Origin of the sequence: Paenibacillus sp. SYP-B3998, assembly GCF_010820665.1 — a bacterium.
Classification (GTDB): domain Bacteria; phylum Bacillota; class Bacilli; order Paenibacillales; family NBRC-103111; genus Paenibacillus_E.
Genome location: NZ_JAAIKC010000002.1, coordinates 355,076 through 374,439, shown reverse-complemented (window position 1 = coordinate 374,439; position 19,364 = coordinate 355,076). Strand labels below are relative to the sequence as shown.

Annotated in this window: 19 protein-coding genes and 1 other annotated feature; of the genes, 12 read left to right on the top strand and 7 right to left on the bottom strand. The window is 45.2% G+C overall.

What is annotated here, in order from left to right; genetic code table 11:
• Positions 1 to 35 precede the first annotated feature (35 nt).
• From GK047_RS09850 to GK047_RS09840, 3 genes are all read right to left on the bottom strand, one after another.
• Positions 36 to 1,592 (bottom strand): ABC-F family ATP-binding cassette domain-containing protein, encoded by a 1,557-nt coding sequence (locus tag GK047_RS09850; protein ID WP_163944912.1) that lies wholly within the window; start codon positions 1,590 to 1,592, stop codon positions 36 to 38.
• 126 nt (positions 1,593 to 1,718) lie between these two features.
• Positions 1,719 to 2,441: a response regulator gene (locus tag GK047_RS09845; protein WP_163944909.1), complete on the bottom strand. Its 723-nt coding sequence runs from the start codon at positions 2,439 to 2,441 to the stop codon at positions 1,719 to 1,721.
• Positions 2,410 to 4,044, bottom strand: a complete 1,635-nt coding sequence (locus GK047_RS09840; protein WP_163944906.1) for an ATP-binding protein — start codon at positions 4,042 to 4,044, stop codon at positions 2,410 to 2,412. The genes GK047_RS09845 and GK047_RS09840 overlap by 32 nt, the downstream gene beginning before the upstream one ends.
• 211 nt (positions 4,045 to 4,255) lie before the next feature.
• Between GK047_RS09840 and GK047_RS09835 the strand changes: the two genes are divergently transcribed.
• From GK047_RS09835 to GK047_RS09815, 5 genes are all read left to right on the top strand, one after another.
• Positions 4,256 to 5,338, top strand: coding sequence for a tripartite tricarboxylate transporter substrate binding protein (locus GK047_RS09835; RefSeq protein WP_205516630.1), 1,083 nt, complete (start codon positions 4,256 to 4,258; stop codon positions 5,336 to 5,338).
• Between the two features lie 30 nt (positions 5,339 to 5,368).
• On the top strand, positions 5,369 to 5,827 hold the full coding sequence (locus tag GK047_RS09830) for a tripartite tricarboxylate transporter TctB family protein (RefSeq protein ID WP_163944901.1): 459 nt from the start codon (positions 5,369 to 5,371) through the stop codon (positions 5,825 to 5,827).
• A gap of 52 nt (positions 5,828 to 5,879) precedes the next feature.
• Complete coding sequence (locus tag GK047_RS09825) at positions 5,880 to 7,406, top strand: tripartite tricarboxylate transporter permease (protein ID WP_163944897.1); 1,527 nt, start codon at positions 5,880 to 5,882, stop codon at positions 7,404 to 7,406.
• Positions 7,407 to 7,926: 520 nt separating this feature from the next.
• Positions 7,927 to 8,616, top strand: a complete 690-nt coding sequence (locus GK047_RS09820) for a TerC family protein (RefSeq protein ID WP_205516698.1) — start codon at positions 7,927 to 7,929, stop codon at positions 8,614 to 8,616.
• 26 nt (positions 8,617 to 8,642) lie between these two features.
• On the top strand, positions 8,643 to 8,882 hold the full coding sequence (locus tag GK047_RS09815; RefSeq protein ID WP_163944894.1) for an HPr family phosphocarrier protein: 240 nt from the start codon (positions 8,643 to 8,645) through the stop codon (positions 8,880 to 8,882).
• Positions 8,883 to 8,935: 53 nt separating this feature from the next.
• Here the strand turns inward: GK047_RS09815 and GK047_RS09810 are convergent, their stop codons facing one another.
• Together GK047_RS09810 and GK047_RS09805 are read right to left on the bottom strand one after the other, a co-directional pair.
• A complete protein-coding gene (locus tag GK047_RS09810; protein ID WP_163944890.1) occupies positions 8,936 to 9,142 on the bottom strand; it encodes a YrzA family protein in 207 nt (68 codons plus the stop codon).
• Positions 9,143 to 9,267: 125 nt separating this feature from the next.
• Positions 9,268 to 10,119, bottom strand: a complete 852-nt coding sequence (locus GK047_RS09805) for an EcsC family protein (RefSeq protein ID WP_240343866.1) — start codon at positions 10,117 to 10,119, stop codon at positions 9,268 to 9,270.
• A 161-nt stretch (positions 10,120 to 10,280) separates the two neighbouring features.
• Here GK047_RS09805 and GK047_RS09800 point away from each other — a divergent pair, with 161 nt between their 5' ends.
• The 5 genes from GK047_RS09800 to GK047_RS09785 all read left to right on the top strand — a co-directional run bounded on the left by GK047_RS09800 (position 10,281) and on the right by GK047_RS09785 (position 16,491).
• Positions 10,281 to 12,500, top strand: a complete 2,220-nt coding sequence (locus GK047_RS09800; protein WP_163944886.1) for a GDYXXLXY domain-containing protein — start codon at positions 10,281 to 10,283, stop codon at positions 12,498 to 12,500.
• A gap of 113 nt (positions 12,501 to 12,613) precedes the next feature.
• Positions 12,614 to 12,835, top strand: a binding site (T-box leader).
• A 53-nt stretch (positions 12,836 to 12,888) separates the two neighbouring features.
• On the top strand, positions 12,889 to 14,772 hold the full coding sequence (locus GK047_RS09795; RefSeq protein ID WP_163944883.1) for an arginine--tRNA ligase: 1,884 nt from the start codon (positions 12,889 to 12,891) through the stop codon (positions 14,770 to 14,772).
• 293 nt (positions 14,773 to 15,065) lie between these two features.
• Entirely contained in the window at positions 15,066 to 15,218 is a 153-nt protein-coding gene (locus tag GK047_RS29195) for a hypothetical protein (protein ID WP_205516624.1), read from the top strand.
• An 85-nt stretch (positions 15,219 to 15,303) separates the two neighbouring features.
• On the top strand, positions 15,304 to 15,972 hold the full coding sequence (locus GK047_RS09790) for a hypothetical protein (protein WP_163944880.1): 669 nt from the start codon (positions 15,304 to 15,306) through the stop codon (positions 15,970 to 15,972).
• Between the two features lie 168 nt (positions 15,973 to 16,140).
• Positions 16,141 to 16,491, top strand: a complete 351-nt coding sequence (locus GK047_RS09785; protein ID WP_205516622.1) for a hypothetical protein — start codon at positions 16,141 to 16,143, stop codon at positions 16,489 to 16,491.
• A gap of 116 nt (positions 16,492 to 16,607) precedes the next feature.
• On the opposite strand, the gene GK047_RS09780 is transcribed toward GK047_RS09785, so the two are convergent.
• A complete protein-coding gene (locus tag GK047_RS09780; RefSeq protein WP_205516620.1) occupies positions 16,608 to 16,751 on the bottom strand; it encodes a hypothetical protein in 144 nt (47 codons plus the stop codon).
• A gap of 180 nt (positions 16,752 to 16,931) precedes the next feature.
• Between GK047_RS09780 and GK047_RS09775 the strand changes: the two genes are divergently transcribed.
• On the top strand, positions 16,932 to 17,651 hold the full coding sequence (locus tag GK047_RS09775; protein WP_481855972.1) for an ABC transporter ATP-binding protein: 720 nt from the start codon (positions 16,932 to 16,934) through the stop codon (positions 17,649 to 17,651).
• Positions 17,651 to 18,394 carry an ABC transporter permease gene (locus GK047_RS09770; RefSeq protein WP_163944872.1) on the top strand — a complete coding sequence of 248 codons (744 nt, stop codon included), beginning with the start codon at positions 17,651 to 17,653 and terminating at the stop codon, positions 18,392 to 18,394. The genes GK047_RS09775 and GK047_RS09770 overlap by 1 nt, the downstream gene beginning before the upstream one ends.
• Positions 18,395 to 18,427: 33 nt before the next feature.
• On the opposite strand, the gene GK047_RS09765 is transcribed toward GK047_RS09770, so the two are convergent.
• A complete protein-coding gene (locus GK047_RS09765; RefSeq protein ID WP_163944870.1) occupies positions 18,428 to 19,192 on the bottom strand; it encodes a sulfite exporter TauE/SafE family protein in 765 nt (254 codons plus the stop codon).
• Between the last annotated feature and the right edge of the window lie 172 nt (positions 19,193 to 19,364).

Genomic DNA, 19,364 nt, shown 5'->3' with positions numbered 1-19,364 from the left:
CCTGTTTAATTGCGCAGTTTATCGAAGGCTGTCATTTAAAATACCTTTGTCGTCCATGATTCACAATTCCATATATCTGTAACAACATCGCGATAAAATTCAGGTTCGTGGGAAATCAGCAGAATACTGCCTTTGTAGGCCTTGAGAGCACGCTTCAGCTCATCCTTAGCATCCACATCTAAATGGTTGGTAGGCTCATCGAATACGAGTAAGTTTGTATCGCGGTTGATGAGCTTACAGAGACGCACTTTCGCCTTCTCACCGCCGCTAAGCACAGCAATTTTACTCTCGATATGCTTGGTTGTAAGGCCGCATTTGGCGAGTGCTGCACGTACCTCGAATTGTGAGTAGGAAGGGAACTCCTTCCATACTTCCTCGATACAAGTATTATAATTTGTTTCTTTCATTTCCTGCTCAAAGTAGCCAATTTGCTGGTTCTCGCCAAGCTGAATGGAGCCGGACAAAGCCTTAATTTCGCCTAATATACTCCGTAACAGCGTCGTTTTACCGATCCCGTTCGCCCCAACAAGGGCGATTTTTTGACCGCGCTCCATTCGGAGATTGAGTGGTCTTGATAAAGGATCCTCATAGCCAATAACGAGATTCGTAGCTTCAAAAATCAGCTTGCCGGAGGTTCTGCCTTCCTTGAAGTTGAACTGTGGCTTCGGTTTTTCTTTAGCGAGCTCAATGACATCCATCTTGTCGAGTTTCTTTTGTCTGGACATTGCCATGTTCCGCGTTGCTACACTTGCTTTGTTACGGGCTACGAAGTCTTTCAAATCAGCGATTTCCTGCTGTTGACGCTTATAGGCGGATTCAAGCTGCTGCTTTCTCATTTCGTGAACCTGCTGGAAATATTCATAATCCCCAACATAACGGTTGAGCCCTTGATTTTCCATATGGTAAATCAGGTTAATGACACTGTTAAGGAAAGGAATATCATGCGAAATTAAAATAAATGCATTCTCATATTCTTGCAAGTAGCGTTTCAGCCATTCGATATGCTGTTCATCGAGATAGTTTGTTGGCTCGTCGAGGAGGAGGATGTCCGGTTTTTCGAGCAGCAATTTGGCAAGCAACACCTTCGTCCGTTGTCCACCGCTAAGGTCGTTGACGTCCTTATCCAAACCAATGTCGGTAAGTCCCAACCCGCGAGCAGTTTCTTCGATCTTGGCATCGATCATATAAAAATCTTGACTTGTTAATGTATCTTGAATCGTTCCTACATCTTCGAGCAGCTGTTCAAGCTCCTTCTCAGAGACATCACCCATCTTCGCATACATGTCGTTCATTTCTTGTTCCATATCGAACAGGTATTTGAAGGCTCCCTTCAGGACGTCGCGAATGGTTAGGCCCTTGCTAAGCACTGCATGCTGATCGAGGTAGCCAACGCGCATCCGTTTGGACCATTCGATCTTGCCGTCATCCGGCTGGAGCTTGCCTGTAATGATGTTCATGAAGGTGGACTTGCCTTCTCCATTTGCGCCGATGAGTCCGATGTGCTCTCCTTTAAGTAGGCGGAAGGATACATCGTTGAAGATTGCGCGATCTCCAAAACCGTGGCTTAGTCTTTCTACGTTTAATATGCTCATGAATGACACCTTTTCTTATAAACTTTTTTCTCGTTATATTATAAGCGTTATAGGGCCTAAAACTCAATGTGGGAGATTCGCGAAATTTAGGGCGCATTGGGAGGGAATGCCTAAGTTGAAAGGTGTCTAACCCGTTATCTTCTTCCGATAAACCCGTTCTGGTCGTCCGACGACCCCGTAGGAAACATCGGCATAAACATCGCCTGCGCTCACGAGGTGTTCTAAATACCGCCGACCTGTTGAACGGCTAACCCCGATTAATTTAGCGATTTGGTCGGCAGTAAGGCCATCTGGCGTGTTGGAGATGGCTTGAACGATTTTCACAAGCGTCAATTTGTCGATGCCTTTGGGCAGGAAAGCAGCGCCTGGTGCGGAATCTTTTTTGGATGAACCTGACAGTAAGCGATCGACGTCACTTTGATTGATAGAGCCATTTTCGTTCAAGCGATGCAGTTCACGTTGAAAATCTAGATAACGCAGGAGCGTTTCTTGCAGTCGGTTAAAGACGAGCGGTTTCATGATGTAATCGAAGGCTCCGCTGCGAACCGCTTCGCGTATGGCATCGATCTCTTTGGCCGCAGTAATCATAATGACGTCGGTATCTCTATAGTGCTGCCGAATGAACGATAGCATAGCTAAACCGTTCGCATTCGGGAAATAAACATCAAGCAGAACAAGATTTGGCGTTAGAATTTCCAATTGCTCTTTGGCTTGAATCTCATCCGTTGCGATGCCGATAACATGGAAGCCATCGACCTTCTCTATGAAGCGCCGATTAATCTCGGCAATTTTCACGTCGTCCTCGACAATCAATACTTCAATGATTGGATTCGGAAGTAGCGTGCTCATGGGTGTCGCGGCTCCTCTCAGGTGAATTTTTTGGAATGGCAGCGGTAAATATCGTACCGCCACCTGGGTTTTTGTGAAACGTGATATAGCCGTTCAGCTTGAGGGCGGCTTGCTGTACGAGAGCAAGTCCGATGCCGCGATTCGCTCCTGCTTTGGTTGAGAAACCCTTCTCAAAAACAACCTTCGCCGTTTCCTCAGGGATTCCTATTCCACGATCCTCGCATTCAATAATTAAATCCTCTCCCAGATCCGTCAAGAACAATTTTACGTGCGGCTCCCGTTCATCACCGCTGGCAAGAACGGCCTCCATTGCATTATCAATAAGGTTTCCAATGATCGTGATGAGCAATTTGCGATCGATGTGTTCAGGAATGTCGCCAAACGAACTCTCGTGATCGATTTCGAAGATGAGCTTTAATTCTTGGGCGTGATTAAATTTGCCAATAAGCAGCCCGCCGATCATGGGATCAGGAATTTCCCTCATAATGAACTGCACCCAATTCTGATGCACATTTGCTTCTTTTGAAATGAGCTCGACGGCTTCTTGGTAGGACTCAAGCTGAATGAGCCCAGAGATCACATACAGCTTGTTCGAAAATTCATGCGTCTGAGCTCTAAGCGCTTCGGCAAATTGCTTAACCTGTGAAAGTTCCTCCGTAAGTCGGTAAAGCTCTGATTTGCTGCGAAAGCTGGACACAGCGCCGGTGACACCGGTTTTTCGATTAATAATGGGTACACGGTTTACAATGACCTCATGATCGCCAATAAGCATTTCGTGATCGAATTCAGCTTCACCGGTGCGTACAACTTCGTACAAACGCGTATTCGGGATGACATCTTCAATGTGTCTCCCCGTGATTTTTGCACGGATTGGCAGCTCCAGAAGCTGCAGCGCATAACGGTTAGCCATCGTAATGATGCCATCTCGGTTCACGGCTATAATCCCTTCGCGAATGGATTCTAAGATGGCTTTCTTTTCGGTATAGAGTTCGCCGATTTCTTTGGGTTCTAGTCCGTGAATGGAGCGCCTTACGTTGTGGGCGATGAGCACAGAACCGAGGAGGCCTACAGCGAGAACGATCAAAGAAACCAGCTCGATTCTTGATTGATAAACATCGGTTATCAGCTCAATATCCTCGGTGAGGAAGCCGACGGACACAATCCCAATAACATGACCGCCTTCGCCAAATATCGGTGCTTTGCCACGTAGAGAAGGTCCTAGCGACCCGATGGCCTTGGAAATAATGGATTCACCTTCTAGCACAGGCCCATTGTCACCACCGATCATTTCTTTGCCGATTCGCTCAGGAAGCGGATGAGAGTAGCGGATCCCTTCACGGTTCCCGACCACAATATATTCAGCATCGATTTTCTCTCGAATGTTTTCAGCAATAGGTTGAATGATTGGAGAAGGATCTGACGTTTGAAAAGCATGGCGTATTTCGGGCATACTGGCTATGGTTTCGGCAACTTTCAACGCGCGTGTTCCGATCTGATCTTCAAGCGCAGAAGTCATGATGTAGTAGAACATGCTTCCCAGGCTTACAATGACGAATACAAGTAATGAACAAATAATCAAGATGAGCTTCGTTTGCAGCCTCATAACCCTGTTAGGCCCCCCGTTTTTGCTAGTATTGTATCATAAAGCGTTATCATTGGGACGGATGGAAATGCTCTGTCGCCGTGAACAATATGAACAAAATGTCCAAAACGAAGTTATTACAACTAATTTTGTTAAACTTCCCTAAATAATATACAGGTGATATTCTGAAAACGCTTCAAAGAAAGCGCATACAAAATTACAAACCAAACATATGGAGGGGTTTATTTTGATAAAACAACTACTAACAGCTTCTTGGAAAGTAACTACGATTAGTGTATTGGCTGTAAGTCTTGCTGCTTGCGGCAGCGGTACTGATAAACCAACAGACGCAACTGCAGAGAAGGGGAAAGAATCAACGGCCCCAACGCAAGCGGCATCCAAATACCCAGAGAAGGCGATCGGCATCATCGCGCCATCAGGTGCGGGTGGTGGTTGGGATATGACTGCGCGAACAATAGCCAAAGTACTTTCGGAGACGAAGGCAGTCGATAAGCCGGTGTCCGTTGAAAACAAACCAGGCGGAGGTGGCGCGGTGTTCTTGGCGGAATACGCGACCAAAGATGTGAAGGACAACTACAAACTGTTTGTCAGCTCACCGCCAATTCTTATTAATCATTTGAAAAAAGAGGGCAATACCCCTTACGGCTACAACGATACAACGCCACTTGCCCAATTGACAAAAGATTATGGCGCAGTTGCCGTAGCGGCTAATTCCAAATATAAAGACTTGAAATCGCTGCTTGATGATATGAAAGCAGATCCAACAAAATTAACAGTTGCGGGCGGCTCTGCTCCGGGCTCCATGGATCATCTTGTTTCCATTTTGCCAGCCTTTAAGTACGGCATTGATCCGAAAAAGGTCAAATATGTGTCCTACGATGGAGGTGGGGAAGCGGTAACTGCATTACTTGGCGGGAATGCCGATGTGCTCGGGACGGATGCGTCCTCATTAGACCAATACGTGAAAGCCGGTAAAATTCGCGTACTAGCCGTAGCGGCTCCGACACGACTTGGCGGAAGCATGAAAGATGTGCCAACGATGAAGGAACAAGGCGTTGATGCTGAATTCTTAATCTGGCGCGGGTTCTTCGGACCTAAGAACATGAGCGCCGATGCTAAGAAATACTGGGAAGACACAATTAGCAAAATGGTTCAGTCTGACGCTTGGAAAAAAGAATTGCAAGCGAACAATTGGGAAACGGATTATAAGAAGGCTGACGCATTTAAAGATTTCCTTGGCCAGCAAGAAACGCAATTAAAAGATATCCTGACTGCGCTTGGCATGCAAAAATAAGAACCGCTTTAAGGTAGGAGGGGCAGAGAGATGAATACGGCATTTGATCGTTACTCCGGAATTGCTTTTTTCGCTATTGGTCTAGCATTTGTTATTGGCTCCAGAAGTATTTCAACAAGTGCTTATGGCAGTAATGTAGGCGCCAACATATTCCCAATGGTTCTGGGCGCGATTTTGGCATTATTGAGCGTACGCCTTATCTATGAAACGTTTCGTAAGCAGCAAGCGGAAAAGCGTAAAGAAAACTTGGATTACAAAAGATTTGGCATTATTTTCATCTCTGCAGTTTTATATGCTTATTTTTTGGAAGATGTCGGCTTCGTCATCACAACGTTTCTCTTCTTAATGATCGGGTTTCAAACGATGCAAAGAGGCAGGGTGTGGGTTTCATTGCTCATCGCAGCTGGCTTTTCTTATGGGGTCTATTATCTGTATGTCAACTTGCTGGATGGTTCACTTCCTGGGTTCCCAGCTTGGTTAGGCTTCTAAACCTAGCTTACGAAGAACGTTCGCGGGAGCAACTTTATAGGGGGAATATAAGATGAGTACAGTTGACTATGTACTTCATGGTCTAGGCACTGCTATGCAGTGGCACAATGTCGTGTTTGTTTTCTTGGGTGTTTTAATTGGCACCGTTGTAGGCGTGCTTCCGGGAATCGGGCCGATGAGCGGTGTTGCGCTGCTAATTCCAATAACAGCGACGATGACCGCAGGATTAGGGCCTGAGGAAGCAGCGACGAGCTCCATCATCCTGCTTGCGGGGGTATATTACGGAGCGATGTACGGAGGATCGACCACGTCTATCCTGCTGAACACGCCAGGCGAATCTTCATCTGTCGTTACAACACTTGACGGTTATCAAATGGCCAAACAGGGCAGAGCAGGCGCAGCGCTTGCGATCTCAGCGATCGGTTCGTTCGCGGCAGGCATCATTTCGTTAATCGGCCTCATTTTCTTGGCGCGTCCTTTATCTGCTGTAGCGATTAAGTTCGGCCCTGCCGAATACTTTTCTCTCATGGTGCTTGGTTTGCTTGCTATCAGCGGTCTTGCTGGCAAATCCATGGTGAAAGCGTTAATGATGACCGCGTTCGGCCTTCTGCTCGCAACAATCGGGATAGATAGCGTATCTGGCGTGGAGCGCTTTACGTTCAATATTCCTGAATTATATCAAGGTCTGGAGTTCCTAACCGTTGCTGTTGGTACTTTCGCAGTCGGTGAAGTGTTCAAGACGATTCTCCAACGAGAAGGCAATGACGGAGAGATGGCCAAAATCAATCGGATTCTGCCAACCAAACAGGATTTGAAAGACAGCGCCGCTCCGATCGCACGCGGCTCGGTGCTTGGTTTCTTCATTGGTCTGCTGCCTGGAGCAGGCGCGATTCTGGCTTCTTTTTTCGCCTATATTGTAGAGAAAAAAATCAGTAAAAACCCAGAGAAGTTTGGCAAAGGAGCGATTGAGGGCGTAGCCTCGCCAGAAGCTGCTAATAACGCGGCTTCTGGCGGAGCAATGATTCCACTGTTGACGTTGGGTATCCCATCATCTGGTACGACAGCGATTCTGATGGGCGCTTTTATTATGTACAACGTGCAGCCGGGTCCCTTGCTATTCCAAGATCACCCACAGCTTGCCTGGGGCGTTATTGCTAGTATGTTTGTTGGTAATTTGATGCTGCTTATTCTTAATATGCCGCTGGTTAAAGTGTTCGCTAAAGTCATAGAAACACCTACAAAATATTTAATTCCACTAATCGTTGTCTTTTCTGTATTCGGTGTATATGCAGTTCAATACTCGACATTTGACTTGCTGCTCGTTATGGGCTGTGGTCTGGTCGGTTACTTCTTGTCCAAGAACGATTATCCGTTGGCGCCGCTGGTGCTAGGTCTTATCCTCGGGCCGATGATGGAAAATAACATGCGCAGAGCGCTTACGATTTCCAATGGAGATTTCATGATTTTCTTGCAAAAGCCGGTATCGCTCGCATTTTTGATTATTGGCGTCCTGTGGCTGACGATCCCCTTAGTTTTGAAAATGAGAGGTAAAAATGTCCTTGTGAACGAAGAAGGATAATCCATTTGGACAAACGAAACCCCTGTTAGAATGGGTCAAGCCCTGATTATGATCAGTTGCTTTCCAACCTAATTAGGGGTTTCCTTTACTAGAACTGGTGTTGAGGTTTTCATCGGTTTGTCCACTGGAGGCGTGCTGAACCAGGCTGCGTAGAGATAACGGCTGCACGACCGATTATTTTCGTGAGGGCTAATCCGATACCATCAATTCATCCTGATGAATTGATGATATAGCAGGCGTGTTGCGACTGAAAAATCGGACTTTTCTAATCCGATCAATTATGTGTTATGCTTTCCAGGTATATTTCGAGCAGCCTTGGACTGCGGGGGTCTATGATCAATGAGAAAGTGAAGCTTGCGGTTTCTGCAGCAATCGCTTCTGTCGTAACTGCTCATGAATGAAACAAGCTGTATAGGATTCCAAGCATCGCACGAATTATTCCACGGAATTTCGATCGTTGGGGAACGCTGCTCATTACCAAATCAGCAAGAGAATAAAGAGAGTGGAAGGTAGGAAGAGTATGGATCTGGAGTGGCTGCTTTTAGGACTGTTAAAAATTATTGTTATTAACATCGTATTAAGTGGTGATAATGCAATCGTAATCGCTTTAGCTTGCCGCAATTTGCCGGTCGATCAACAGAAGAAAGCAATCTTCTTCGGTAGTTTTGGTGCTATCGCACTAAGAGTTATATTAACCTTTGTGGCGGTATGGATGCTCCAAATTCCGTTCGTCCAAGTCATCGGTGGCTTGTTATTGATCTGGATTGCCCTGAAATTGATGAAAAACGAGGAGCAGGAAGAGAAGCTTGCTTCTAGCCAACATCTGGGGACAGCTATCAAAACCATTCTTATCGCCGATCTAGTCATGAGTCTGGACAACGTACTTGCCGTGGCTGGTGCAGCTAACGGACAAATGATGCTCATTATTATCGGACTAGCCATTAGTATTCCATTAATTATCTGGGGTAGTAAGCTGTTGATGACGCTTATGAACCGTTTTCCAATCATCGTTGTGCTTGGGGTTGGCTTGCTCGGTTATACGTCAGGAGAAATGATTATGAGCGATAAAGCGATTGCTGCTCGTATGGTATCCGTTCATCCAGTCCTGCATTATGCCCTGCCAATTCTGCTTGCTGCGGCTGTTATCGTTGTTGGCAAGTTGATGCAAAAGAAGCAGAAGGAAGAGACAAATCAAGTCGATCTAGCATAAACACATCGTGAGGACGGAGGGATCATATGGGCGGTTTAGAAACAAAGGCTATTGTAGAAATTAATCAGGCGGCAAACCAATTCAAATCGAGCATTGTAATGAAAGTTGGCAACCGATTCATCGATGTGAAAAGTATTCTTGGCTTAAGTATCACACTTTTCAGTAATCAAGTGTACCACCTTGAGATTCATGGCCCAGATGAAGCGGAAGCGAGGGCTATTATGGTTAATCTGTTTGAGAAGCATGGCCTTCCGCTTAGCTCGTAAGCTATAGTCGGACAAAAAACCGCAGTCTTGGATGTTTCCAAGACTACGGTTTTTTATTTTACCTTGAAATGGACGACAGCACTATAAAGCATTTTTCCCGCATTAGGGTCGAATACGACATGATGCTGGATGGCGAACACATCTAGCAATAACGCTTTGTTATTGTCAATTTGGTCATCAATCTTTTTCTCCAAAGTTTGAAGATCATAAGCTTGAAAAAACTCGATTTTATTTTCAATTCGATCTAATTTGAAATCCATTGCCATGCTCCCTTATTCGCTATTAATTAAAATGGTTCATTATTTCATTATAACGGATGCGTGCTTTATATCCATTTTATTTTCCGTATAGAATGTGGGAGCTTTCAGAAGCCTGTTATTTTACTTTAGTTTAAGCTGTTCAGTCGTTCCAAAATTCGTCGCTTGCGATAAAGCATTCGGGCTGCTTCACCGACATCCTGCAGCGTCCCCCGGTTAATCCATGCGCCAAAAACAATGCCGACAATGGGTATGAGCTGGAATAGCTTTTTCCAGCCCCAATTATCGCGATAAGTAGTGAATACCTCGCGCCAGCCTTGGAGCTGGGAAATCATTTGCGTCTGCTCCTTGTCAGAAGAATAGTCTGCAAGCTCTTCAAGAATCGCTTTCTTACCAACGATATCCGAGGAAGAGAATTGCAAGCATTTGATGGAGAAAATGCGTTCCTGTCTATCTTTGGGATCATAGCCATAACAGATGGCGATCTCTTGAATGACCTTTAACGAAAGGCCAAGTATGGCCGGTATGTCGATGGCAAGCGTGAGGATACCGCCAATGCCTGTCGTGGCGCCTTGTAGAGTCGCAATCTTCGTACTGCTTTCAATAATCTCTTGAGCTGTCTCGTCGAGGACGTTAAGCGGTAATGAACGCACCTCTTCAATGGTTAGCTCGCTCTTATTTAACACCGTGGCCTCGCCCCGCACAGCATGAGTTGCAATTTTTTTCAGTGTTCCCTTTTCAGAAATTAAATAGCGGCCGCCGGCCTGCATGTAATTGCCAAGTTCATTCAACGCTTCTTCCACTTTTTTGTGTAAAAATTTAGGGGTGATTCGGTCCAATAACAGAAAAGGAATTCGTCCGATTTTCTCCCAAAACCACAGGTCTTTCTGATCATTTTCCCACGCTTCAATCTGTCGCAGCGCTGTTTGCAGCTCCTCTCTCGTTTCTGGCTGGCGCTGCACGATAGGATCAAACATCATCTGAAATACAACTCCTTTCCAGGTGTATACGTATCAGCAAGCATATGGATTCAGTTAAACTAGAATGGGTTAATACTTGGTACTAGAGATACATAGTACTTTTCAATTATTGTCCATGATGTAAGATGAAGAAGTAAGTCAGGCAGGGGAGGACACCGAAGATGAAATCAAAATGGGTTACGATTGGGTTAGGTTATGTGTTGGGTGTGAGCTTGCTTTTAACGGCGATTGGTTATTTTTACGCAACAAACTGGCAGGCGTTAAATCGTACTGAGAAATTTGTTCCTGTTTTTCTGCTTATTCTAGGCTTCTATGGATTATCGGTGTGGTTATCTAGAAAAAGTGGACGCGCTTTTCTGAGCCGTTTAAGCTTGTTTGCAAGTTGTGTTTCATTTGGCGTAGGGATTGCGCTAATTGGGCAAACCTACAATTCTCATGCGGACAGCTACAGTTTGTTTGCTATCTGGATGATTCCCGCTCTTTTACTTGCGTTATTGACGAGGTGGCAGCCGTTTTATGTGCTTGCTTATCTGTTAGGGCATATGGCCTATATGCTTTATTATTTCCCTGAATGGGGGGGGAATCCGAATGAGGAAGGCATTGTAATTGTTATTTGGCTTGTAGTAGCTCTTGTTAATGGCTGTTTGTATGTGTTCGCTGAACGTAAACGACTGCAGACTCCTTTCATAAAGTGGATCTCTTTCCAAGTCAGTATGGCAATCATGCTGTGGCTATCGAATTCAATTGTGTTCGAGCAATATGGCGTGGTGATGAACTTGCCTTTGGTGGTCGTTCTGCTATCAGCTATTTCATATACGTATAGGACAAGAAATAAAATGTTTCTACTTTCTTCAGGGCTTTGGGTTTCAGCTATGATTACGTTGAAATTTATTGAACTTACGGTGAAATTTTATCATGAACTGTTTTTCTTGTTTGGTTTGTTGTTTGTCATTATTCTAATTGCTGCTAATGTGAAGTTTGTGCAGTACATTCGTACATGGAACTTAATCGTTAACTCGGAAGGTGAGTCAATACCTGAAGTAAAGCATGATGGGGATTTTACAAAATGGGTCATTCGCGTTGTTACTGTATCCGTCGTTGTCATAGGCACTTTGCTAGGCAGTCTGTGTATTATTGGCCTTGTGATATTGGTCTTAGACATTGAAAACCCTTCGTATCTCCTATATGGTTATGGATTGATTACTATTATAACGATGATCGCACTGAAGAATCTGAATAGTCTTGTGAGATATACACTGATGTGCAGCGGATTCTTATTAGGGGTGGGAGCTGCCGTGGCTATGGATAACATTTTGATGCAAATTGTTTTCCTAGCCTTAAGTATGATCACTTTTGTTTTTATTTCGGGAACGGTGCAGCGTATCTTTTTCTTCTTTGTGGGCGAAACGATCATGGCTCTTTTACTGAACCATCTGTATGATGAGCCAGAAATGGTGTTTGTAAGTCTGGTCTTACTATTGCTTATTGTATTTATAGTTGGTATGCGGATACGGCATGTGGATGTAAAAAAACCACTTCTGCTCGCAAGTTTTCCTTCTTTTCTGTTTGCGTTTTTCATGCTCACCTTTATTACCGAAGCTGTAGGGTATTATGTCAGTAACGTACTTTTCTTTATCACAATCGTCTTGGTGCTAATTATCAGTAAACAACGACAAGTGACTTGGATATATCGTTGGGGGCTTGGGTTTTGGGTCGCTTTTCTCGTGTGCAAATATTATGATCTGGCCTGGAAGCTCCTTCATAAATCTTTAAGCTTTGCGATCATTGGTGCTCTTATCTTGGCCCTTACTTTTTGGTATGAAAGGCGAAAGGGGCAACCTGAAATGGAGGATTCGGAAGAAGCCTCGCGTAGGGTTAAAAGCAACCGTTTGTTAATTATGGTACTCGTACTGCTTCAAATCATTGCGATGTCTTTGCAAATAGGGAAAAGTGAGTGGTTGCTCGCGCATGGGCAGCTGATCAAGCTTCAACTTGAGCCACTGGATCCTCGTTCCATGATGCAGGGAGATTATGTGCGTTTGCGATATGCGATTTCTGAACCAGAGCCACGAAAAAAATGGAGTGATCGCTCTTTTTCCAATAAAAAAATTACCGTTGTTCTCGCTCCAAAAGCCTCTACCGATGTCTTTGAATTCCGCCGCATGTATACAAAAGGAGAAGCGCTTGGTCCTGGGGAAATTCGTTTGAATGGATCGCTCCGAGGCATGAACAGTGTAGAATACGGCATCGAAACGTATTTCATCCCAGAGGGAACAGGCCATGACTATGAAAGGAATGCAAAGTATGCAGAAGTGAAAGTATCTGCGAGTGGAGATGCCATTCTTGTACGATTGCTGCTAGAAACAAGTCTTAATAGGTAATAATAGCTGTGGTTAAAGGATAAATTTATGATGTGCGCTTATATGAGTCTTGACAACAATTTAGCGATCCTGTATAAATAACTTAATATTCAGTGAAATTCATAATTAAATAATTAACATTACTGAACAGGAAAGTAGTTCTTGTCGGACAGTCGCAGCGAGCCGGGATTGGTGGGAACCGGTACGAATGCCAAGAACGAAACGGGCCTGGGAGATGGTCTTCTGAAACGAATAGTAGGAAGATCCGGCTTTAGCCGTTATCGAAGGAGTGGTCCGATCCCATAGGTCGGACACTTAGAGTGGTACCGCGGGAATGAATGGCTCTCGTCTCTTTATTGGAGACGAGGGCTTTTTTGCGTTTCAACAACAAATTTGGGAGGAACTTACCATGATGCATCACGATTTAATCGCCGAAATTGAAGCTCAGACAGTCGCCCTATTGCATGAGCATGGACTTGCGAGTCCTCCACAGTTGAAAGTAATAACGGAGCATCCGGCAAACAAGGAGCATGGTGATTACAGCACGAACATCGCAATGCTGCTGGCCAGACACCTGCACAAGCCTCCCATGCAAATCGCGGTGTCGTTAAAGGAACGCATGGAGAAGAGTGGATCGATACAACGATTGTTCTCCCAAATCGTTGTTGCTCAGCCCGGTTTTCTGAACTTTTATGTAGATTGGCAAGAATGGGCATCCCAAGAATTCCATACGGCTAAACCGCTGAAAGATTCAATGACGCGCAAAAAGGTGCTTGTGGAACATACCTCTATTAATCCCAATAAAGCGGCTCATATCGGACATTTGAGAAATTCTGTCATTGGAGATTCACTTTCGCGTATGCTGCGCCAAGCGGGTTATCAGGTTGAGGTCCACAATTATATCGATGATTTAGGAAATCAGTTAGCCGATACGGTCGTAGGGATTCTACATACGCGAACCGAGCAGCCTTATGAACGTTTCGGTGATTTCTGCTGGGATACCTATGCCAAGGTTAATCAGATTTATCAAGTAAATCCATCACTTGTGGAGGAACGCTCAGTTGTGCTTCATGCGTTAGAGGCAGGTCATTCAAATCTTGCGTGGGTCGGGGCTCTCGTTGCTGAACGAATTGTTCGCGAGCAACTTGAAGAAATGAAGCATTTTGGCATCGGCTATGATGTGCTTGTATGGGAGAGCAGCATTGTTAGGGAAGGATTCTGGGACACGGCTTTCAAGCTCTTGCAGCAAACAGGCATGTTTCACAAAGTAACGGAGGGAAAGCTTACGGGATGTTGGGTGCTTAAGCACAGTAGCGACAGCGCAGATCCTATAGAGGGTTCTGACTATCAGGCAGATAAAGTACTTGTGCGTTCGAATGGCATTCTAACGTATACCGCTAAGGATATTGCTTATCACCTGTGGAAATTCGGCATCCTAGAGAATGATTTTGTTTATAAAAAGTGGGAGACAGGTCTATGGTCAACAGCGCCAGTAGGCAGCAAGAAGGCAATCGGCCGTGCCGATATGGTGATCAATGTCATTGATCATCGTCAGCAATACCCGCAAGCAATGGTTAAGCTGGCGCTCGAAGTGCTCGGCTATGAGAAGCAAGCCAATCAGCTTAAACACGTGAGTTATGGCGTTGTTTCCTTAAGTCCCGATACAGCCGCAGGACTAGGCATAGATATCTCTGATGGCAAAAGCTCTTACGCCATGTCCGGTCGTCAGGGTATTGGAATCAAAGTGGCCGATCTGCTCGACCACATGGAAATTGTCATTGATGCTAAGCGTTCTAGAAAAGCGGGGATATCCAGCAAATCAATCGCTGCAGCAGCTATTCGCTATTATTTGCTCAAATACCACTTGCAAACCGAAGTTATTCTTGATATTCAGCAAGCGACTGAGGTAACAGGCAATTCTGGCGTTTATGTGCTTTATGCCTATACAAGAGCGAATAGTATTTTGGATAAAGCCAAAAGAGAGCCGCACGTGCAAGGGATAGCATGGCAGTTAGATGCAGATAAGCTTGAAGAATCTGAGTATAAACTCCTCAGACATCTCGCTTATTGGCCTGAGACACTGGATAATGCCATTACGCAGTTAGCGCCAAGTGTTATTTGCCAGTATGCCTTCGAGCTGGCAGCCCTCTTTAATCATTTTTATGGCACTTGTCCTGTGTTGAAGGGAACAGTTGAACTTATTTCCCATCGTCTGTGGATTACACAAGCGTATAAAGAGACACTTCATCAAGTATTACAAATACTTGGGCTTCCTACACCAAATCGTATGTAGCAATTGTCGGGAAAAAGCTATTCTTCACTTACCTATCCTGAGGAGTGAGGATAGGTGAGCATCGAAGGAGGATGAGGCAGATGATTCGTGCACATGTGAAAACGTATCAGTATCGTGTAGGCAAAAAAACGTTATTGTTATCAATATTCACCAATCTGAAAAGCGACTGCCCAGCAAGGAAATGCTTTGGCAAGTAATGCCATCAACGTGCAAATCTTTAAAAAAGCAAAGAAGCGCTGAGCTTCATCCCCTACTCTAATCAGAGAGAGCTAGCTGATAAAGGGTGAACGTTCATGCGGCGTAAAGCTACGAAACAACAAAGTTCCAGCATTGGAAAAACGAAAGTTCGCGTAAGACAATCGGCGAAAGCCTCCATCGGACAGGGCGGCAACGCGATATCTGTTAATGCTTCAGAGATTGGTGTTGTTCGAATTCGCCCCTACTAGCAACAATAGCTTTCTGAACTTGGACAAATGCGGTACAATAGAAATATTCGTGCGAATTTGAATGATTCAGGAGGCTTTAAACCCAATGACCGAAAAAAATACGGAGACTCAAGCTGGTCTTGATCTCGAACAACAAGCGCAAGATCAAGAGCTCGAACAGGGTCAAGTGATCGTAACATGGTTTCAGCACATCCAACAAGTATTGAAAGATCAATACGAAGACTATGAAGTTGACGGGCAAATTGGCAATAATCCGACGTATGGTCCAATGTTTGCTTTCACACTTAAAAAAGATGAAAAAACGTGCTCATGCGGATTTTTCCTAAATGAAATCATGCGTAATTTTCAAAACAATCCGAATGCTGGAATTTGGTTGTCATCCTTCTTCGTTGATTTGCTGCGGAGCCCAGATAGCCATCCGCTGCCTGATCCGCCGCAATCGGAAGACGATGCCAAAGCATTGCTCGATAAGCATATCGTTCCTTACTGTGCGAACATGGTACGTGAAGAATTCCCTGATCAGAAAATCTATGTGGATTTGGAGCTTCATGAAGAACACGGTCCTGTCCTTGAGGCTGGCTTCGTCGTGGTTGAAGAGGGAAATAACACGTGTGCAATGCCGCTACAATATTTAATGACGCTTTATTTGCTGAATCGTGACCCGGCCGAGCCTCTGATTCAAGCGATGTACCGACTGTATGAAGAAAACGGATTAGGGTCTAACGGAACTAACGAAAATAACGAAAATAACTAAACGTGCGAACAGCCAGGGGACTGCCCTTGGCTGTTTTTTTCAATTCATGAAGGCTTATTTCATGCATATCCAATCGGACGCGCAACTACTGTATATGATTGAGATAATCATTGTAGCTCTTTATGATTGGCAGGGAGTCGTCGCATGCAAAATCACTTATTTCAACGTATGAGACGTGTTGAACACAACGACCGAGTCGGTCGGTCGCAGCCAGCCTGTATCGCAGCATGCGAGCATACCCCTGCCCAAGTCGCGGTTCCCTCAGGCGAGGAGGAAATGCCTTGGCTGCCCAAGCACTTGGCTGCGTTGGCAATTTGGCTTTTGCTTAGCGATAAAGCTGTCCGACCGCTTTTCTCCAGGATCGATAAGATAAACGCTAAATCCGGAGGCTCAGACACTCGCATGCCTATCGGGCTGGCCTGTACGCCCGCAGGCTGTGGCGCGACCACAACTGCTCCGCAAGTTCAAATCCCATTGTCTTCTTGCCTTCCACCCGTCCGGCTTCTTTCAATGTGCTGACATTAACCCAGCCTTGTTCATCTTTGCCTGCTTCGATTATCGCCGCGGCCTCGTGTATGAAGCCATCTACAAGAAATGTTGCTGCGCCATATTGAACACGTGCTGTAAGCGCCTCCTTAGTTAACGTGTAAGCAGTTTGCTCTTAGATCATAGTCCGCCAGCAGTGTGCTTCCGCAATCGCATATGACATGATTAGATTCCAGATCCGCTTCCGTTACCGTAGCACGGTGAATTTTTCCTTTGCACATTAGTCGCTGCATGAGCAGTAGTTCCTTTGTCGCGAGGTGGGGTCTTCTTCACAAAATATGAGCAATCTGTCTTTCGTGGTGTAGGCAGTATCCATTTTTGTATAAAATGGGCCACTTGTAAGGGGGTGTGTTATAATGAAAACCATTATCAGTCATGACGAAGGTAGCAAAATGTTTGAGGAGTGACTTCATCTGCAAAAGATTTTTGAGATTGAACAATTACATAAGAAACATCCAAATAGAGGGCAAATCCCTTTGTTTGACCGAATAAATGCGACAATTCTCATGGGTGATCGTATTGCTATGCTTGGTCCTTCAGGTCAAGGAAAAAGCACCTTGCTCCGCCTATTAGCCCGCTTGGATCTCATCGATAGCGGCAGACTAACGCTGCATGGTAAGGAATCAGCAGGTTGGCACCCGAGCGATTGGCGAAAAAAAGTGTGCTACGTCCCACAGCTTCCAGTGATGCTGCCAACAACCGTTGCAGACAACCTAGCCGTAGCGAGCAAACTTCATCAGCGTAAATTCGATAAACCCCTAGCGCTTGAGTTAATGGAGCAGGTCGGACTTGGCGAACTGGATTGGAATCAAAAAGCAGCCGATCTATCCGGCGGGCAAAAACAGCGTCTTCAGCTCGTAAGATCCTTGCTGTTGAGACCTGACTTGCTGCTTTTGGATGAGGTCACCTCTGCATTAGATGGACAGAGCAAGCAGGCTGTTGAGCGTTTACTAATGAGATGGTGTGAGCAGGAGAGACTTTCGCTCGTGTGGGTAACGCATGAAGAGCAGCAAGCACGAAGGGTTAGCAATCGCCTTTGGATATTGGAAGGCGGCACCTTGGTGGAAGGTAGCACCGCAGTGGTCATAGAACGTTCTGGTTTATCGGGAGCCAGCGAAGGAGGACAAGAATAATGTCCACATTAGCATTAGGCTTCACCATGACCTTTGTTGTCCTTACGATGGCTTTATCCAGATGGCAAAAGCTTGGATTGGAGAAGGACATCGCTTTTGGCACAATTAGAGGCGCCCTGCAGCTGCTCTTTATTGGTTATGTGCTGCATTATGTTTTCCAATCTGCGAATCTAGGACTTATTGTAACGATAATTGCAGTTATGATTTTCATTGCCTCTCATAATGCTGGCAAGCGTGGAGAAGGCTTGCGGGGTGTTCACTGGCGAATCGCAGTCGCAATAGGTGCGACAGAAACGCTAACGCTCTCCCTAATGCTTGGTTTAGGTATTATTCAACCAACGACACAATATATCATCCCGATTAGCGGGATGACGATAGGCACTTCGATGATTGTATGCGGTTTGTTCCTCAATCATATGAATCGAGAGGTGGCCTCCTCTCGTGGAGAAATTGAGGCCTTGCTGGCACTCGGAGCGTCCATTAGACAGGCGATCCAACAGGCGCTGCAGCGCTCAGTGAAAGCGAGCATGATACCAACCATTGACGGTATGAAAACCGTTGGACTTGTACAACTGCCCGGCATGATGACAGGAATGATCATTGCGGGCGCGAACCCCATCGACGCAGTTCGGTATCAGATTTTGATTTTGTGCGCATTTACAGCAGCAGCGGCAATTACAAGTATTATTTTAAGCGCGTTGAGCTATAAACTTTGGTTTACTAAGGAAATGACGCTGCGGTAGTCAAAGAAAGATCAATAGCAACTTATTTGTCAGCTAGAGTAGCTTAATACCGCTAAGTAATACAAGGCTGGCGATAATCGTACGAAGCAAATTCGTGTGTGCTTTGGCAGACAGCATGCTGCCGATAAGCACACCAGGAATGGAGCCAATGAGCAGATTCAGAACAAGCATGTAATTGACATTCCCCATACTGGCATGTAGAAGACCCGCGGTAGTCGCTAAGAAGAATGCGTGAGCGATATCCGTACCAACGAGCTGCGCCGTGCTCATGCGGAAGAAATACAGCATCGCAATAGCGTACAACGATCCTGAACCGATGGACGTTAGTCCCACGATGAAGCCAAGCACGGCTCCAATAGTAATGGTTAATCCGCGTTTTTCCGCCAAGCTCTTGAGCTGCCAACGATTTTCTTTTAGCTTATGCCCGAAGAACACTTTAAACATAGTAGCTAGCGCAACCAGAATTAATACATAGCCAAGTGCATGCTTGATGATCATTTCTTGATTGAGATAATTCGACTCAAACAATTTTAGGCAAGTAACTGCTAAAATGACGCCAGGTATACTACCCATGGCCAGCATCTTAACGAGCTTAAAATCGATTGTTTTTTGCCGCCAATGCTGGATCGTGCCAAAAAGCTTCGTGATGGAGTTATAGAGAAGGTCGGTTCCTACTGCTATGGAAGGATGAATACCGATCATAACTAACACCGGGGTGAGCAAGGATGCGCCGCCAACACCGGTTAATCCGACTAGAAAACCGACCAACACCCCCATCAGTAAGATACTCAAAGTCATGTTGTCATGTCCCCATTCTAATTCCCACTATTCAAATTGGATTAATTTTAAGTCATGTGAATCGATTTTGTAAAGAAAAACTTTTAATTCCACAGCTTTTCAGTATATTGTGCAATAAGATTGAAGTGACAGTTTATTTCCGCTATGTGTCTGATTTGCTTTATGTACAATA

Coding starts and splice junctions, on each gene's coding strand:
- GK047_RS09850 (WP_163944912.1), bottom strand. CDS start 1,592: ATGAGCATATTAAACGTAGAAAGACTAAGCCACGGTTTTGGAGATCGC.
- GK047_RS09845 (WP_163944909.1), bottom strand. CDS start 2,441: ATGAGCACGCTACTTCCGAATCCAATCATTGAAGTATTGATTGTCGAG.
- GK047_RS09840 (WP_163944906.1), bottom strand. CDS start 4,044: ATGAGGCTGCAAACGAAGCTCATCTTGATTATTTGTTCATTACTTGTA.
- GK047_RS09835 (WP_205516630.1), top strand. CDS start 4,256: ATGGAGGGGTTTATTTTGATAAAACAACTACTAACAGCTTCTTGGAAA.
- GK047_RS09830 (WP_163944901.1), top strand. CDS start 5,369: ATGAATACGGCATTTGATCGTTACTCCGGAATTGCTTTTTTCGCTATT.
- GK047_RS09825 (WP_163944897.1), top strand. CDS start 5,880: ATGAGTACAGTTGACTATGTACTTCATGGTCTAGGCACTGCTATGCAG.
- GK047_RS09820 (WP_205516698.1), top strand. CDS start 7,927: ATGGATCTGGAGTGGCTGCTTTTAGGACTGTTAAAAATTATTGTTATT.
- GK047_RS09815 (WP_163944894.1), top strand. CDS start 8,643: ATGGGCGGTTTAGAAACAAAGGCTATTGTAGAAATTAATCAGGCGGCA.
- GK047_RS09810 (WP_163944890.1), bottom strand. CDS start 9,142: ATGGATTTCAAATTAGATCGAATTGAAAATAAAATCGAGTTTTTTCAA.
- GK047_RS09805 (WP_240343866.1), bottom strand. CDS start 10,119: ATGATGTTTGATCCTATCGTGCAGCGCCAGCCAGAAACGAGAGAGGAG.
- GK047_RS09800 (WP_163944886.1), top strand. CDS start 10,281: ATGAAATCAAAATGGGTTACGATTGGGTTAGGTTATGTGTTGGGTGTG.
- GK047_RS09795 (WP_163944883.1), top strand. CDS start 12,889: ATGATGCATCACGATTTAATCGCCGAAATTGAAGCTCAGACAGTCGCC.
- GK047_RS29195 (WP_205516624.1), top strand. CDS start 15,066: ATGCGGCGTAAAGCTACGAAACAACAAAGTTCCAGCATTGGAAAAACG.
- GK047_RS09790 (WP_163944880.1), top strand. CDS start 15,304: ATGACCGAAAAAAATACGGAGACTCAAGCTGGTCTTGATCTCGAACAA.
- GK047_RS09785 (WP_205516622.1), top strand. CDS start 16,141: ATGAGACGTGTTGAACACAACGACCGAGTCGGTCGGTCGCAGCCAGCC.
- GK047_RS09780 (WP_205516620.1), bottom strand. CDS start 16,751: ATGCAGCGACTAATGTGCAAAGGAAAAATTCACCGTGCTACGGTAACG.
- GK047_RS09770 (WP_163944872.1), top strand. CDS start 17,651: ATGTCCACATTAGCATTAGGCTTCACCATGACCTTTGTTGTCCTTACG.
- GK047_RS09765 (WP_163944870.1), bottom strand. CDS start 19,192: ATGACTTTGAGTATCTTACTGATGGGGGTGTTGGTCGGTTTTCTAGTC.